The following is a 17,322-nucleotide window of genomic DNA, read 5'->3' as shown; positions in this document are numbered from 1 at the left end:
ATGACGATTTATTTGAAATTTTAAATCGTTAAATTTATTTTTAGCATTATACAAAAATGAAATGTATAAAAAGCCATACAATTAAAATAATTAAAGTAATCATTATTTTTTACCTAGAGATAAAAATAGCGATCACATTAAAACATGCAATAAATCAGTTTTTCGGATGATTTTTTTATTTGAAATTTCGGTTATAACTGATGTCCTCACTTTATAATTGAATGAGCTATATATCATGAAAACAGCCTTTTTTAATGATGAATGGTGTTACTGGCATAGTACTGGATTATATGCCGGAATTTTACCGATTGGTGGTTGGGTACAAGTACCCAGTGGCGCCAGTCATGCAGAATCTCCCGAAACCAAACGACGTTTAAAAAATTTGCTGGAAGTTTCAGGTTTAATGCAGCACATGGTTTCATTGTCTGCACCCGCCATAACGGAGCAGGATTTATTGCGTATTCATCCACAGCATTATCTTGATCATTTTAAACAAGTCAGTGATCAAGGGGGTGGTCCGTTGGGTGTGGAAGCACCGATTGGTCCTGGTAGTTATGAAATTGCTAAAATTTCTGCGGGTTTAGCCTGTGCAGCGGTTGAAAAGGTGTATTTGGGTGAATTTGCTAATGCTTATAGCTTATCGCGTCCACCAGGTCATCATTGTTTACCTGATCAGGCTATGGGCTTTTGCTTTTTGGCCAATATTCCACTGGCCATTGAACGTGCCAAAGCAGAGCATGGTTTAGGCAAAGTCGTGGTAATTGATTGGGATGTGCATCATGGTAATGGTACCCAGCATATCTATTATCAACGTGATGATGTATTGACCATTTCTATTCATCAAGATCAGTGTTTCCCACCTGGTTATAGTGGCGATCAGGATCGTGGTGAAGGTTTAGGTAAAGGCTATAATATCAATATTCCTTTATATGCTGGCAGTGGTCATGACGCCTATATCTATGCATTTGAGCAAATTGTCTTGCCTGCGATAGCACAATTTCAACCTGAAATGATTATTGTTGCGTGTGGTTATGATGCCAATGGTCTGGATCCTTTAGCAAGAATGTTATTGCATAGTGATTCCTTTCGTGAGATGACCCGTCTTACCCGACAGGCTGCTGAACAATATTGTGATGGAAAACTGGTGATTGTACATGAAGGAGGCTATTCAGAATCTTATGTACCGTTTTGCGGTCTTGCGGTACTTGAAGACATGACAGGGATACGTACTGCAGTTGTTGATCCATGTAAAGATTTTATTATTGAACAGCAACAAGGCGAAGCATTTCAAAATTTTCAAAAACAGCGTATTGATGAGTTGGTGCATAATTTCGCTGAGTAATGCGATGGCTGCTTAAAGTATTGACTGGCGTTTTTACGCCAGCACGATGCCACTGAACATAGCTCATACCACACTGGTTCAGCAGCTCACATATGATTACCTATGATTTGGTCATCGATTTCTTGTATTTAGATATGCGATCGATACATAGCGAAAGCTGAGTATCGATCAGAAATAGCTCGCCAGTTCATATGGTTTAAATCATATATTATTGGCGAAAAAATGACTGTAAAGCCTATTTGGGCCATCGTTGCTGGGTAACATATTCATGGTCCATCAATATATCTTGTTGTAGGTCGGCTTGTTTACGTAAAAAATTCCACACTAATTTAATTTTCGGTTCATGCTGTAAATCAACCAAGGTCAGCATCCAAAAGGTATGGGTAAAACAGATTTGATCACTGAGTACTGTCTTGAGTTCTGCTTTATTATGCGCTAAAAAACATGGCAAAATTGCCAGACCTGCGCCAGCACTGACTGCGATCTGCTGTGCCAAAATACTATTACTGCGAAAACATGCAGATAATGGTACAGGAAGGCGTGCCAATGAATATAAAGCTGAACTGTAAACTAAATCATCAATATAATCGATAAAACGATGTTGAGTTAAGTCATTGATATTTGAAATTAAAGCATTATTCGCTAAATAGCTTTCACTGCCGTAGAGCTTTAAACAGTAATTGGAGAGGCGAGTAATAATATAAGGTCCAGATTTAGGCCGATCAATTGAAATCACAATATCGGCTTCTCGATGTGACAATTTTATGGTTTTAGGAACTGGAATTAAATCAATCGTCAGTAAGGGGTAGTGTTGTGAAAATTCGGCCAATAAACGGGTCAAAAATGCGGTACCAAATCCTTCTGGTGCACCAATACGCACACGGCCCTGTAACGGGTGTTTAGAGATATCAATTTGTGCAAAAGCCTGCTCCATTTGTTCGACTTGCGGTAACAGTATTAAACCTTCAGCAGTTAATTCATAACCGCTTGCTTCACGTTTAAAAAGCTGTTTACCAAGGGCCGTTTCTAATGCTTGAATTCGACGTGAAACAGTACTGTGTTCAACTGTCATTAATCGTGCTGTATTGGTCAGTGTTTTAGCACGTGCCAAGGTTAAAAAAAACCGTAAGTGATCCCAGTCAACTTTCATCATCTACTTAACATCCTGTTAAATCTTTGTGCAAATATGCACAACCATCGTGCATCAATTTCTATTGGTGGTTAAAGTATTCTTTGCTAGTCTGCAAAAACAGCGTAAAAATTATACGTTTAAAATAAATAGCCAGTAAAGGCTAGGACAAGGACAATAACAACCGAGCACGGAGCAATCATGAACGCTATTCATCAACAGCAGCATAACCTTGCAACCAAGAAAGTAAAACTTCTGATTAATGGTGAGTTTGTTGAGTCAAAAACCAGTCACTGGCAAGATATTATTAATCCTGCAACTCAGGAAGTATTAGGGCAAGTCCCTTTTGCCACGACAGAAGAAGTACATGCTGCCATTCAATCGGCACAAACTGCATTTGCAGATTGGCATCAGACACCAATTCAGGCCCGTATGCGTATTATGCTTAAACTACAGGCCTTAATTCGTAGTCAATTAAAAGATATTGCCCAAGTATTGACTGCTGAACAAGGAAAAACGCTGGCTGATGCAGAGGGGGATATTCAGCGTGGTTTAGAAGTGGTTGAGCATGCATGTTCGATTGGGACATTACAAATGGGAGAATATATCGAGGGCGTTGCCCGTGGTATTGATACCTATACCATACAGCAACCACTTGGTGTTTGTGCAGGAATTACCCCGTTTAATTTTCCTGCCATGATTCCATTATGGATGTTTCCAATGGCGATCGTCTGTGGTAATACCTTTGTATTAAAACCTTCTGAGCAAGATCCATTATCGACCATGATGCTGGTTGAACTGGCAATTCAGGCTGGAGTTCCTGCAGGAGTATTAAATGTAGTACATGGTGGTAAAGAGGTGGTCGATCTATTATGTACACATCAAGATATTAAAGCGATTTCTTTTGTCGGTTCAACTGCTGTTGGCACGCATGTATATCAGCTTGCAGGACAACATGCCAAACGTGTACAGTCGATGATGGGTGCCAAAAATCATGTCGTGGTCATGCCTGATGCCAATAAAGAACAGACACTCAATGCATTGGTGGGTGCTGCTTTTGGTGCTGCTGGTCAACGTTGTATGGCACTTTCTGTCGCGGTGATGGTCGGTGAAAGCAAACATTGGGTGGATGATTTAGTCAACAAGGCTAAATTATTAAAAGTGAATGCTGGTCATGAACCAGATACGGATGTAGGTCCTGTCATTTCCAAACGTGCTAAAACACGTATTCTTGATTTAATTGAAAGTGGTGTTGCACAAGGCGCAGAATTATTACTCGATGGCCGCAATGTTGATGTCAAAGGCTATGAGCAGGGTAATTTTATTGGACCTACGATTTTTAATCATGCCAATACCGATATGCGTATCTATCAGGAAGAAATTTTTGGTCCTGTATTGGTGATTATTCATGTCGACTGTTTACAAGATGCCATTCAGTTGATTAATGCCAATCCATTTGGTAATGGTGTTGGACTATTTACCCAAAGTGGCAGTACAGCACGTATTTTTCAGCAGCAGATTAACATCGGTCAAGTCGGCATTAATATTCCTATTCCAGTCCCTGTACCATTCTTTAGTTTCACGGGTTCTCGTGGTTCAAAACTAGGTGATCTAGGACCTTATGGTAAACAGGCGATTCAGTTCTATACCCAAACCAAAACCATCACCAGTCGTTGGTTTGAAGATAGTCAGGCAAGTAGCAGTACAGTCAATACTACCATTAATTTAGGTTAAGGAGCATGCCATGAATATTGCATTTATTGGTTTGGGTAACATGGGCGGCGCGATGGCAAAAAATCTGCTCAAGTCTGGTTATCAAGTTTATGGTTTTGATTTAAATACACTGGCACTTGAGCATTTTGCAGCGGCTGGCGGTATTGTTTGTGCCAGTCCTCAAGATGCAGCGCAACATGCTGATGTGGTGCTGACCATGTTGCCTGCAGCAAAACATGTCCGTGATGTATATTTAGGTGCAAATGGTATTTTAAATGTGCTTAAAGCAGCAACGATTTGTATTGATAGTAGTACGATTGATCCTAATACCATTCAGGAAATTGCTGCGGCAGCAGAAGCATGTCAGGTTCACGTTTGTGATGCTCCTGTTTCTGGGGGAACTTTAGGGGCTCAAGATGCGACCTTAACATTTATGGTCGGTGCGGATAGCGATACTTTTGCTGCTATTCAACCAGTATTAAGTGCTATGGGGAAAAACTTGGTACATTGTGGTCCAATTGGTACGGGACAAGTGGCTAAAATCTGTAACAATTTGATTTTAGGTATTTCGATGACTGCTGTGGCTGAAAGTATGGCATTGGGTGTTCAGCTTGGTATGGATCCTCAAGCATTGGCAGGTGTGATTAACAGTTCAACAGGGCGCTGCTGGAGTTCAGAAGTTTATAATCCTTGGCCGGGTATTTGTGAAAATGCACCTGCTTCACGTGGTTATCGTGATGGTTTTGCTGCACAGTTGATGCTCAAAGATTTAGGTTTGGCTGTAGAAGCAGCAGCGCAGGCGCAATATCCAATGGTGCTTGGCAATGTGGTACAAAAAATGTATCAACAGCTATGTCGAGAGGGAGATGCACATTTAGATTTTTCCAGCATTATGTATCAGTATTGTCCTGAATACGCCCAAGATTAAAACAATGATGTTGCAAGGATGCGCAACAAAACCCAATACCTTGTCGCGAATAACGATAAATTTAGACTGAGGTTTAGCCATGTTAAGTTATGAAAACATAAAACAAGATTTTGATTTTAATCAAGTCGCCAATCAACTTTTATCTGGATCAATTCATGCATTAAATGCCTGCTATGAATGCTGTGATCGTCATGCTGATGCCAATCCTGATGCCATTGCCTTATATTGGCAGGGAAAGGAGGGTGCTAAAGCACAATATACCTTTCAGCAATTACAACAATATTCAGCTCAATTTGCTCATTTTCTAACATCACAAGGCATTGGTCGTGGTGATCGTATTTCAGGACTATTGCCACGAACAGTTGAATTAATCATTACGATTTTGGCAGCTTGGCGTATTGGTGCAGTCTATCAGCCTCTATTTACTGCTTTTGGCCCAAAAGCAATTGAACATCGGATTCAACTTGCTCAGAGTAAACTGGTCGTGACTGATTTAGCCAATCGCGATAAATTATCAGAAATGAGTGGCTGTCCTACAATTGTGACAGTCAATGTGGACACTGAAGCCGCACGTTATCCAGATGATTTGAGTTTTTGGAAGGTTCTTCAGGGACAAGATTCGCATTATCCTGCAGTGATGCTCAGCATTGATGATCCGTTTTTATTGATGTTTACCTCGGGTACGACGGGACCTGCAAAACCATTAAAAGTTCCGCTTAAGGCACTGATTGCATTTGGTGCATATATGCAGCACGCTATTGGTTTACGAGCAGAAGACCGGTTTTGGAATATTGCCGATCCAGGTTGGGCTTATGGTTTATATTATGCGATTACAGGACCACTATTATTAGGCCATGCGACCTTATTTTATGAAGGTGGTTTTAATGCACAAAGTGTCTGTGAGATTGTTAAAGCATATGATATTAACAATTTAGCTGGCGCACCTACAGCTTATCGCATGATGATGGCGGCTGAACCGTCACAAATGGCAGAGCTTCGTGGTCAATTACGTGTGGTGAGTAGTGCAGGTGAGCCGTTAAATCCCGAGGTAATTCGCTGGTTTGATCAAGTTTTACAGGCCCCGATCTATGATCATTATGGTCAAACTGAAGTGGGGATGGTGGTGTGTAATCATCATGCATTAAGCCATGCAATACGTTCGGGTGCTGCCGGATTTGCCAGTCCGGGTTATCGCATTGCGGTATTGAATGAACAGGGTGAAGAATTACCTGCCGATACGCCTGGGATTTTAGCAGTTGATATTCAGCAATCACCGATGATGTGGTTTTTAGGTTATGAAGAAAGCCGAAAATCTCCCTTTGTTAAACATTATTATTTAACCGGAGATACTGCCGAGATTCATGCGGATGGCAGTATGAGTTTTGTCGGGCGTAGCGATGATGTGATTACCACTTCGGGTTATCGAGTCGGACCATTTGATGTTGAGAGTGCCTTATTAGAACATGATACCGTGATTGAAGCGGCGGTGGTGGGCGTTCCAGATCCTGAGCGTACTGAAATCATTAAAGCTTTTGTGATTTTAGCACAGGGGGTGACTGCGACCACAGAACTGGCTGAAACTTTGGGACAATTTGTTAAAAAGCGTTTATCTGCACATGCCTATCCGCGTTTAATTGAGTTTGTCACTGAATTACCCAAAACACCGAGTGGCAAAATTCAACGTTTTTTACTGCGCAATCAAGAAGTGAATAAGCAACAAAATCAGGGTGTATGACACACCCTGTAGGCTGCTTATATTAATCTCAGTAAAAATGTAAGCCCTACTAAGATTTAAGCAATAGATAAAAGGACCTATCCATGCAATTTAGCCAAGAACAACAACTGATCCAAGATATGGCAAAGAGTTTTGCACAACAACAAATTAAACCTTTTGCCGCACAGTGGGATGAAAAAGGTATTTTTCCTAGAGAAACTTTAAACCAGATGGGGCAATTGGGTTTTATGGGCATGTTGATCCCCGAACAATGGGGGGGCTCAGATACTGGAACATTGGCCTATGTATTGGCCTTGGAGGAAATTGCAGCAGCCGACGGTGCCACATCGACCATTATGAGTGTCCATAACTCAGTGTGTTGTATGCCCATATTAAAGTTTGGTACAGAACAGCAAAAACAACAGTTTTTAATTCCTCTGGCACAAGGTGAGATGATTGGTGCTTTTGCATTAACAGAGCCTCATACAGGTTCTGATGCTGCTGCTATTAAAACGCGTGCAGTAAAAGATGGTGATCATTATATACTCAATGGCGCCAAGCAGTTTATTACCTCTGGCCATAATGCAGGCATGATTATTGTTTTTGCAGTAACAGATCCAAGTGCTGGTAAAAAGGGGATTAGTGCTTTTATTGTGCCACGAGAGACACCGGGTTATGAGGTGATTCGTGTAGAGGAAAAATTGGGTTTACATGCTTCTGATACCTGTCAAATCGCACTAACTGATCTACGCATTCATGAAAGCTTGAGATTAGGTGCTGAGGGTGAAGGATTAAAAATTGCCTTGGCCAATCTTGAAGGTGGACGAATCGGGATTGCTGCTCAGGCGGTGGGTCTAGCACGTGCTGCCTTGGAAGAAGCGACACGTTATGCCCATGAACGTACCACTTTTGGGAAACCTATTTTTGAACACCAAGCAATTGCCTTCCGTTTGGCCAGTATGGCGACTGAAATAGAAGCTGCACGTCAGCTATTACATTTTGTTGCAGCAAAAAAACAACGTGGTGAAGCCTGTTTAACCGAAGCATCAATGGCCAAACTATTTGCCTCAGAGATGGCAGAGCGGGTCTGCTCTAAAGCCTTACAAATTTTTGGTGGCTATGGCTATTTAAGAGATTTCTGTATAGAGCGTATTTATCGTGATGCACGTATTTGTCAAATTTATGAAGGAACCAGCGATATTCAACGTTTGGTGATTGCACGTAGTTTATAACTTTACATGATGATAGGGTGATGATGTTGCGATTGATGATATCTGCACAATATCTTGAGCAATTGAATTAAGATTGTGTGGAATAAAAAGATCAATCAAGCTTAAATTCAAGTGGAATATGTTGGGCTACAGTCAAGCACAATTGGTTATTTACTTGATATATCATAGAAAATCATGCATAGACAACAATAGGAAAACCGCATGAACAATGAAAATAATCTGATTATTCAGCGTCAGGGGCACTTGGGTATAATCACTTTAGATCGTAGTGCACATTTAAATGCCTTAAATTTAGCAATGGTACAAGGGATTCAGGCGCAACTTTTACAATGGCGTGATGATCCACAAATTCAAGCGATTTTAATTCAATCCAATAGTGCCAAAGCATTTTGTGCAGGTGGCGATATTCGCGCACTGTATGATAGTTATCATGCTGGTGATCAACAATATCTTGAGTTTTTCCGTAGCGAATATGCCATGCTGAGCATGTTACGTGATTATCCTAAAGTGGTGATTGCCTTACTGGATGGCTATGTTTTAGGTGGAGGATTTGGTTTAGCCCAAGCCTGTCATATACGCGTCAGTAGTGAAAAGTCACGTTTTGCCATGCCTGAAACAGCGATTGGTTTTTTTCCCGATGTGGGTGCCACTTATTTTTTATCACGCCTAGATGAAATTGGGGTTTATTTGGCTTTAACTGGTGCTCAGATCAGCAGCAGTGATGCATTGAGTTTAGATTTAATTGATTATTATGTTCCAAGTGCAAGTTTGGCTGCTTTACAGCAGGCGCTGAGTGTGGCACCAAAATTAAATTATATTGAAATTGCACGTATTATTGCGCAATTTATTACCCATCCATCGGCCAGTGAATTACAAAAGCAAGTTGCAACGATTGACCAGCATTTTGCCTATACCAGCATTGAGCAAATTGAACAAAGCTTGGCAGATCAAAGTCAAACGCAAGATGCGTCATGGGCTAAACAGGTCTTGGATATTTTACAACAACGCCCAATGCTGGCAAAAAAAGTCAGTTTAAAATTACAACAGGTTGGGCAAAGTTTATCTTTAGAAAAATCGATGCAATTGGAACAAAACTTACAGGCGATTTGGGCCGATCAAGGCGATTTTATTGAGGGGGTACGTGCATTGATTGTCGATAAAGACAAAAATCCGCGTTGGCAAACAGACAATCAACAATTTGAACAGATTTTAGCGCCCTTATGGCCAGCTTAGATCCATAGGTTCAAGCTGATCATGCGTATAAACCGATAATGTAACATATAAAAAAGCGCCTTCCTTAAAACTGACCAAGGAAGGCGAAGTAAGACACTTGGCAGTGGTTGAATCGTGATTCATCTTGTTGCTTGAATTGACTTATAGCCTTAGCCGCTTTCATACTGATAGTCAGCTTGGTGAAGTTTTGTATTACAAGCGTAATGCGATAGCATATGAAAATTTGATGTGATTTAGGTTGCATTTTTTAAGTTTTAATTGATTGTTTTGTATTTTTTACTCAGCATATTAAAAAAATTATCAATAATTATTAATATCACTATGTAATTTTAATTAACATATCTAAACGATATGCACATGCCTTCCTTGTTACTTTTGTTTTGGATTTAAGGGCTCAACCTTTAGCATTGAGCGTAAAAAAACAAAAAAAATAGCCTTTTTTGCCTAAGCTTTCGCTTAAATTTTTGCCTTCATTCAGCGCAATAGCCATGATGTATGCATAAAAATAAGCACAAGTACGGCATGCACTAAGAGGTCTATTTAGACAACTGGGCAGTTTAGAAGTATGAACAAAATTTATAAAGTGGTTTGGAATGTATCTTTAGGAATCTGGGTTGCGGTTGCGGAAAATACCAAGTCACATCAAAAAAGAGCTTTAAAAAATAACATAACCTCTCAAAAACCAACTCTATTGCAACAGGGTCAAGCGCAACAGTTGTGGGGCAAAGGCTTAAAAGGCTTAGTGGTATCGATATCTTTATTGGCTGGAACCAGCGTTTGGGCTGAAAGCAGTAATGGAAATATAGCCATGTGCTCAAATGGTGCCGTGGGTATTTTTCACGATGGTAAAATTGTGTGTAGTGATCCTAATGATAAACCGCTTGCAATTGCTGGAAATACGGATGGGGGAAGACAAGGAACGATTGGTGCAATTGCTGTAGGAACAGATCCTTATGATGTCACACAGGCTTGGGGCAATAATTCTTTGGCCATGATATCTGGTGCTAATGCAGGAGAGAATGGCATTGCCATAGGGCGAGATGCACGATCCGGAAGCGGAAGTCCACAGGCAGCAGCATTAAGTGCAAATGGTGCAGTTGCTTTGGGGGCATATAGTATAGCCGATCGCTCTGGAGATGTTGCATTAGGTGAGTATTCTATTGCGAGTGCTGTTTCTAGTACTAACGGTTGGCTGACCAATAGTATCCCCTCTACTTCGTTAGTTTCAATTGGATCTGGAAAACCTAACGATATTTATGCAACTCGCCGTCTAATCAATTTAGCAGATGGTACAGAAGATAGTGATGCGGCAACAGTTGCACAAGTCAAAAAAGTATGGGGGATGCTTCCAACGGTATCGGCAGGTTCGAATTTGACTTTGTCAGCTGTCACAGAGCTGAGCAATAATAAGACCAATTATAAATTAAGTTTGTCTTCTGATCCTACGCTAGATTCGGTGACGGTGATCGATGGAGATGACCCTTACAATAATAAGTCACTGAGTTTAACGGCTCAAGGCATCCAATTTAAAGATAAAACCAATCATAATGTCATCACCAATGCACCGAGTTTAAGCTTAAATGGGATCAGCGCTGGAAGTCAAAGAATCACCAATGTTGCTGATGCAGATGCATTGACCGATGCAGTCAATCTAAAGCAACTCAATGCTTTTAATCAAAAAATGATTCAGTACGATCTGAAAAAAGTGCAAGGAAATCTGGTAACAGATTATAGCTCACTCACCTTGGGTGGGGGGCAAGGAACGCTCAGCACAACACCAAACTTAACTATGATTCATAATGTGGCCAAAGGTGTTGCGAATACCGATGCAACCAACCTAGATCAAGTCAAAGCACTTATTAGTAGCGCATCTGGCTTAGGTGGAAAATTTAAGTTAAGTACTGGAACGGGAACAAATAAAAAAACGGTAGAACAAGCGCTGAACAGTGCGATTCAAATTAATGGAGATGGTAATATTACTGCTACTGCCAATAATGATAAGGGAGAACTTAATTTAAGTTTATCCAGAGCACTTGTTCTTGATTCCATCACCATGCTTGGTACTGATTCAAATAATATACCGACCATGATGACTTTAGGTACTGAAGGCGGTCTAGAGTTTGCCAGTCAAAATAATCAACTTCATTTCAATACCAGTGAAGGAAGCTTTAGCGATAAAGATAAAAATAAACTGAATTTCACTGCCAAGGGCATCACACTCAGCAATGAAAAAACTGCTACGACTGGTCCAAGTTTAACTCTTGATGGAATCAGTGCTGGCGGTATGGTGGTGAGTAATGTTGCTCAAGCGCAAGCGCAAACTGATGCAACAAATTTAGCCCAAGTGCAGGACTTAATTAAAAAAGCTTCATTCTCTGGTGGGGGAGATTTTGCTTTAAGTACAGGTATAGGAACAGATCAAAAAACGGTCCGTAAACCACTTGGAGAAGCGATTCAAGTGAATGGTGATGGCAATATCACCGCGACGGCAGATGATCAAAATGGAGTGCTTAACCTCAATCTAACTCGGGATCTGGCGCTTGATAGTGTTGGAATGTATGAGGCCAACCCTTCGGGGATGAGTCTGAAGTCGGCTTTCATGGATGTTTCAAGGCTGCAGTATACTAATTTTGTTGAAAATAATGAATTTAATTTAAATTCTGGTGAAGCAAGCTTTAGCGATAAAGATAAAAATAAACTCAATTTAACTGCCAAGGGCATCACACTCAGCAATGAAAAAACCTCTACTACTGGCCCGAGTTTAACCCTCGATGGGATTGGTGCGGGTGGCATGGTGGTGAGTAATGTTGCGGATGGTGTAAAAGATAGCGATGCTGTAAATAAAAAACAATTGAATACGGTAAATACTGATTTAGCCAATTTAGCAGCTAATGTGGTGCAATATGATCCGACAAAAAAAGATAAAACTTCAATTACCTTAGGCGATGGTACACATTTTACCACTTTACATAATTTAGCCGAAGGTACAGCAGATCATGATGCAACGAATTTAGCTCAGGTAAATGATTTAATTAAAAAGGCTTCATTCTCTGGTGGAGGTAAAGCAGGTACTTTTGGTTTAACCGCAGATGATGGTCAGAGTATTGACAAAGATTTGAATCAGTCGATTGAAGTTGCAGGTGGAGATAACCTGAAGACTGAAATCAAAGACAATAAGCTGCAAGTCAATCTTGCTAAAAATTTACTGGTTGATTCGGTTAGCATGGGTACAGCCGACTTAAGTAAGGTGGCAGAAATGAATACCTTAGGTTTAAATATTTTAGATACCAGCAATAAAAAGAATAATCAATTTAACCTGACTGCCAGCAGTGGTAGTTTTATAGATACAGATCAAAATCAACTGAATTTAACTGCCAAGGGCATCACACTCAGCAATGAAAAAACCTCCACTACTGGCCCGAGTTTAACCATCAATGGTATTGATGCTGCTGGTGAAAAAATAACCAATGTTGCAGCAGGGAGTTTGGCTAAAAATTCAACGGATGCCATTAATGCAACTCAACTGCTGAGTGCGATGGATAATATGCAGAGTATGCTGGGGCCTGCTGCTATTATGGGGAATAATGGTCATTTAACTTGGACGTCTAATATTCGGGGTGAAAAACAGAGCAATGTTACTGAGGCGATTCAAGCCGCTGTTGCACAAGTGGTGTCAACAGACCCTTCTTTAGAGGTAGATAGTAAACAACTAAGCGATGGTTCAATGCAATATGACGTTCGTTTTAATAATAATAGTCAGGGATTAGCATTAGCAGATAATTCACAAGTATTGATCAGTGCTGGCGGTCGAAAAATTACCAATCTTCGTGCTGGAACAAATCCTACTGATGCAGTAAATAAACAGCAATTAGATGATGTGAGTGCGGAATCGCTACAATATGATAAAAATAAAGATGGTAGCATCAATAAAAATGCAATCAGCTTGGATGCAAGTAATGGCACTACAATCCACAATGTGGCTGCGGGTCAATTAACAGCAAATTCTATGGATGCCGTTAATGGTGCACAACTGTTGGGTGCACTCGGCAGTACCAAAAATATTTTAGGCAATAATACAACATTAGACAGTAATGGCACCTTGATATGGAAATCAAATGTTCGAGGCAATCCTAAAATTTCAGAAAGTAGCGTAAGCGATGCAATTCAAGCCGCAGTATCGACGGTCAACAGTAAAGATGCCAATTTGAATGTTTCATCTTCTGTGGCCAAAGACGGTTCGACGGATTATGCACTGGCACTATCAGCTACACCGAGTTTTAACAATGTGACTACAGGTGCAAGCAGCTTAAATAATGATGGCTTAACCATTGTCGGTGGTCCAAAAGTATTGGCGAGTGGTATTGATGCAGGCAACAAGAAAATAACCAATCTCAGTGATGGTGTAAATGCGGGTGATGCGATTAATAAAACGCAATTTGATACAGCACTGGGAACACTGAGTAGTAATGTGCTCAATACGGCTGTATTTTATGATAAAAATAAAGATGGTAGCATCAATAAAAACTCAATCAGCTTGGATACCAACAATGGCACTACAATCCACAATGTGGCTGCGGGTCAATTAACAGCAAATTCTATGGATGCCGTTAATGGTGCACAACTGTTGGGTGCACTCGGCAGTACCAAAAATATTCTAGGTCATGATGCAACATTAGACAGTAATGGTGCCTTGGTATGGAAATCAAGTGTTCGAGGCAATCCTCAAATTTCAGAAAGTAGCGTAAGCGATGCAATTCAAGCCGCAGTATCGACGGTCAACAGTAAAGATGCCAATTTGAATGTTTCATCTTCTGTGGCCAAAGATGGTTCGACGGATTATGCACTGGCACTATCAGCTACACCGAGTTTTAACAGTGTGACTACCGGTGCAAGTAGCTTAAATAAGGATGGCTTAACCATTGTCGGTGGTCCAAAAGTATTGGCGAGCGGTATTGATGCCGGTAATAGAAAAATAACCAATCTCAGTGATGGTGTAAATGCGGGTGATGCGATTAATAAAACGCAATTTGATACAGCACTGGGAACACTGAGTAGTAATGTACTCAATACTGCTGTATTTTATGATAAAAATAAAGATGGTAGCATCAATAAAAACTCAATCAGCTTGGATACCAACAATGGCACCACAATCCACAATGTGGCTGCGGGTCAATTAACAGCAAATTCTATGGATGCTATTAATGGCGCACAACTGTTGGGTGCACTCGGCAGTACCAAAAATATTCTAGGTCATGATGCAACATTAGACAGTAATGGTGCCTTGGTATGGAAATCAAGTGTTCGAGGCAATCCTCAAATTTCAGAAAGTAGCGTAAGCGATGCAATTCAAGCCGCAGTATCGACGGTCAACAGTAAAGATGCCAATTTGAATGTTTCATCTTCTGTGGCCAAAGATGGTTCGACGGACTATGCACTGGCACTATCAGCTACACCAAGTTTTAACAGTGTGACTACCGGTGCAAGTAGCTTAAATAAGGATGGCTTAACCATTGTCGGTGGTCCAAAAATATTGGCGAGCGGTATTGATGCCGGTAATAGAAAAATAACCAATCTTAGTGATGCTATAAATGCGGGTGATGCTACAAATCTATCGCAAGTGCAAAATTTGATTAAAAATATTAAAGGTGGGGGAGGAACATTTGCTTTAACTGCAGATGATGGCAATAAAATTACCAAGGATTTGGGCAGCTCAATTGCAGTGAATGGAGATAGTAATATTAGTACACAGGCAGATGTGACCAAAGGGCAACTTGCCATCCAACTCTCTAAAAACTTACATATTGACAGCTTAAAAATGCAAGATAAGTCAAAAAATAATGATTATATCGCCAATTTTAATGCAGAAAATACGAGTTTTAGTGATAAAAATAACAATATGATGACCTTAAATGCCCAAGGAATTAAAGTATCAAGTAATACTGTTGCTGGCCCGAGTCTAACCATCAATGGTATTGATGCTGCGGGTGGAAAAATAACCAATGTCGCAGCAGGTAGTTTAGCTCAAAATTCAACAGATGCCATTAATGCAACACAGTTGCTTATGGCAATGAATAATATGCAAAGTGTGATGGGATCTGCTGCTATTATGGGAAATAATGGTAATGTAACTTGGAAATCTGATATTCGAGGTAGAACACAAAATAATATTACTGATGCGATTAAAGCCGCGGTTACCAAAGTGATTACAACAGATCCTTCTTTAGCGGTGGATAGTCAACAACTCAGCGATGGTTCAATGCAATATAACATTCATTTTAATAATAATGATAATGATGCATTTTCACGAGGAAACAATCAAACATTCGCATTCGTCAATAATCAAAAAGCAATCGATATTCTTGGGATTAATGCTGGAGGTCGAAAAATTATTCATGTTGCAGATGGGACAGCTCCCGATGATGCAGCTACTTTTGGACAATTAACTCGTGCTATGGCTGATACCGTTCAATATGATAAAAATAAAGATGGCAGTATTAATAACAACTCCATTACATTGGCAGGCGCTCAAGGAACACAAATTCATAATGTTGCTGATGGTGAGTTAACTGCAAGTTCAACCGATGCCATTAATGGCAGACAAGTGGTGGGTATTCGTGATGATTTACAAAAGCAAATCAATAACAACAGTGCAGACATTAGTGCCCTAAAAACCGATTTAAACCATATCGGCGTAGGTTTAGTGACCCAAGATAAAACCACATCTAATATTATGGTTGCCAGTAATACTGGCGGTAAAAAAGTTGAAATGTCAGGTACTGAGGGCAATCGGGTCGTGACAGGTGTGGCGGATGGTAAGGTCGCCAAAGGTTCTAGTGATGTGGTGACGGGGAATCAACTCAATATGAGCTATGAAGCCATGGCTAAAGCTTTGGGTGGTGGAGCTAAATTTGAAAATGGTATCGCGACTGCACCACACTATAATGTGGGTTATGGTCGTAATCAGAGTAGTGTTAATAATGTCGGTGATGCTATTCAAGCATTAAACGAGCAAAATAGTCGTTTAGATCAGAAAGTCGATACTTTGGGGCAACAAGTCAATAATGCTTTTCAAGCCACCAATAAACGTATTGATGATGTAGAGAAAAGAGCCAATACGGGGATTGCTGCGGCACTTTCTATGGAAGCACCAGCCTATGTACCGGGTAAGTTTACCTATGCGGTGGGAGCTGCTAATTATCGAAATGGTAATGCGATTGGTGTTTCTTTGCGCCGAACAGCAGAAAATGGTCGATGGTCTGGTCATGTTGGGGTTGCCGCAGGTTCAGATGGTTCCCCAGCATTCCGTGTTGGCGTGAGTGGTGTTATTGATTAAAAAAATCTATCCTGTTGATAAAAAGGAAAATATACGTATTTTCCTTTTTTTATTGCTATGATTTTATGTGACCAAATTATAGTGATAGAAATTTTTAATGATGGAGTTTACTGATTTTATCTTAAAAATATATACGATTATCAGATTTTGTTAGAAATGATGACGCATATTTATATATTTTAGTGATTTGAACAGCGGAGATTTTATATCAATTAACATTTAATTATATTTATTACTTATATGAGGTCATTGATTTGGCATGATGTCATTATGGAAAAAATTTATATGTTGAGTAAAAATATACATATATCTATATTTTAAAAATGGTCTGCATACTGTTTTAATAAAAAATCTCTTTAACTTTTTATTTAGTTCACTATTTTAAGAATGATAAATCTATTGACTAATCTAATCACCCTTAATGTTAAGTTAAAAGAAACTTAAAAAATACCATTATTTCATCATTTTAAAGAAAAAGACTGATTTGAAATCCAAATTAAATCTTGTTATTTTTTAGGTAAATATATGAAAAATATCTAATTTAATAGATTTAAAAACAATAACTTAATGATTGAAATTGAGCAAAATATGGTTTTTATCATATACAACTTTATGCTGCTATATTGAACTCTATTTTAAACCTTAAAAGATATTATATAGAAAATATCTTATTTGATCTAGTGATTTAAAATTTTAGA

Annotated in this window: 8 protein-coding genes; 7 read left to right on the top strand and 1 reads right to left on the bottom strand. The window is 39.7% G+C overall.

Annotated features, from left to right (window positions below; translation table 11 throughout):
* The first annotated feature begins 235 nt into the window (after window positions 1–235).
* The gene (locus tag QSG86_RS13240) at window positions 236–1,342 is read left to right on the top strand and encodes a class II histone deacetylase (RefSeq protein ID WP_317031932.1); all 1,107 of its coding nucleotides are present in this window, start codon (window positions 236–238) and stop codon (window positions 1,340–1,342) included.
* 235 nt (window positions 1,343–1,577) lie between these two features.
* Here QSG86_RS13240 and QSG86_RS13235 read toward each other — a convergent pair whose 3' ends face one another.
* Entirely contained in the window at window positions 1,578–2,492 is a 915-nt protein-coding gene (locus QSG86_RS13235; protein ID WP_317032578.1) for a LysR family transcriptional regulator, read from the bottom strand.
* 180 nt (window positions 2,493–2,672) lie between these two features.
* Here QSG86_RS13235 and QSG86_RS13230 point away from each other — a divergent pair, with 180 nt between their 5' ends.
* From QSG86_RS13230 to QSG86_RS13205, 6 genes are all read left to right on the top strand, one after another.
* Window positions 2,673–4,205 (top strand): CoA-acylating methylmalonate-semialdehyde dehydrogenase, encoded by a 1,533-nt coding sequence (locus QSG86_RS13230; protein ID WP_317031931.1) that lies wholly within the window; start codon window positions 2,673–2,675, stop codon window positions 4,203–4,205.
* Between the two features lie 10 nt (window positions 4,206–4,215).
* On the top strand, window positions 4,216–5,112 hold the full coding sequence (gene mmsB, locus QSG86_RS13225; RefSeq protein WP_317031930.1) for a 3-hydroxyisobutyrate dehydrogenase: 897 nt from the start codon (window positions 4,216–4,218) through the stop codon (window positions 5,110–5,112).
* 79 nt (window positions 5,113–5,191) lie between these two features.
* Window positions 5,192–6,847, top strand: coding sequence for an AMP-binding protein (locus QSG86_RS13220; protein WP_317031929.1), 1,656 nt, complete (start codon window positions 5,192–5,194; stop codon window positions 6,845–6,847).
* 83 nt (window positions 6,848–6,930) lie between these two features.
* Entirely contained in the window at window positions 6,931–8,058 is a 1,128-nt protein-coding gene (locus QSG86_RS13215; protein WP_317031928.1) for an acyl-CoA dehydrogenase family protein, read from the top strand.
* A 201-nt stretch (window positions 8,059–8,259) separates the two neighbouring features.
* Window positions 8,260–9,291, top strand: coding sequence for an enoyl-CoA hydratase/isomerase family protein (locus tag QSG86_RS13210; RefSeq protein WP_317031927.1), 1,032 nt, complete (start codon window positions 8,260–8,262; stop codon window positions 9,289–9,291).
* A 565-nt stretch (window positions 9,292–9,856) separates the two neighbouring features.
* Window positions 9,857–16,624, top strand: coding sequence for an ESPR-type extended signal peptide-containing protein (locus QSG86_RS13205; RefSeq protein WP_317031926.1), 6,768 nt, complete (start codon window positions 9,857–9,859; stop codon window positions 16,622–16,624).
* Window positions 16,625–17,322 lie beyond the last annotated feature (698 nt).

The sequence above is a fragment of the Acinetobacter sp. SAAs474 genome (genome assembly GCF_032823475.1).
GTDB lineage: Bacteria > Pseudomonadota > Gammaproteobacteria > Pseudomonadales > Moraxellaceae > Acinetobacter.
Note: the sequence above shows the minus strand (reverse complement) of the source record. Positions and strands in the feature narration are given on the sequence as shown.

Excerpts from the sequence above, each read along its gene's own strand:
- QSG86_RS13240 (WP_317031932.1), top strand. The coding sequence starts at position 236 with ATGAAAACAGCCTTTTTTAATGATGAATGGTGTTACTGGCATAGTACT.
- QSG86_RS13215 (WP_317031928.1), top strand. The coding sequence starts at position 6,931 with ATGCAATTTAGCCAAGAACAACAACTGATCCAAGATATGGCAAAGAGT.
- QSG86_RS13205 (WP_317031926.1), top strand. The coding sequence starts at position 9,857 with ATGAACAAAATTTATAAAGTGGTTTGGAATGTATCTTTAGGAATCTGG.
- QSG86_RS13210 (WP_317031927.1), top strand. The coding sequence starts at position 8,260 with ATGAACAATGAAAATAATCTGATTATTCAGCGTCAGGGGCACTTGGGT.
- mmsB (WP_317031930.1), top strand. The coding sequence starts at position 4,216 with ATGAATATTGCATTTATTGGTTTGGGTAACATGGGCGGCGCGATGGCA.
- QSG86_RS13220 (WP_317031929.1), top strand. The coding sequence starts at position 5,192 with ATGTTAAGTTATGAAAACATAAAACAAGATTTTGATTTTAATCAAGTC.
- QSG86_RS13230 (WP_317031931.1), top strand. The coding sequence starts at position 2,673 with ATGAACGCTATTCATCAACAGCAGCATAACCTTGCAACCAAGAAAGTA.
- QSG86_RS13235 (WP_317032578.1), bottom strand. The coding sequence starts at position 2,492 with ATGAAAGTTGACTGGGATCACTTACGGTTTTTTTTAACCTTGGCACGT.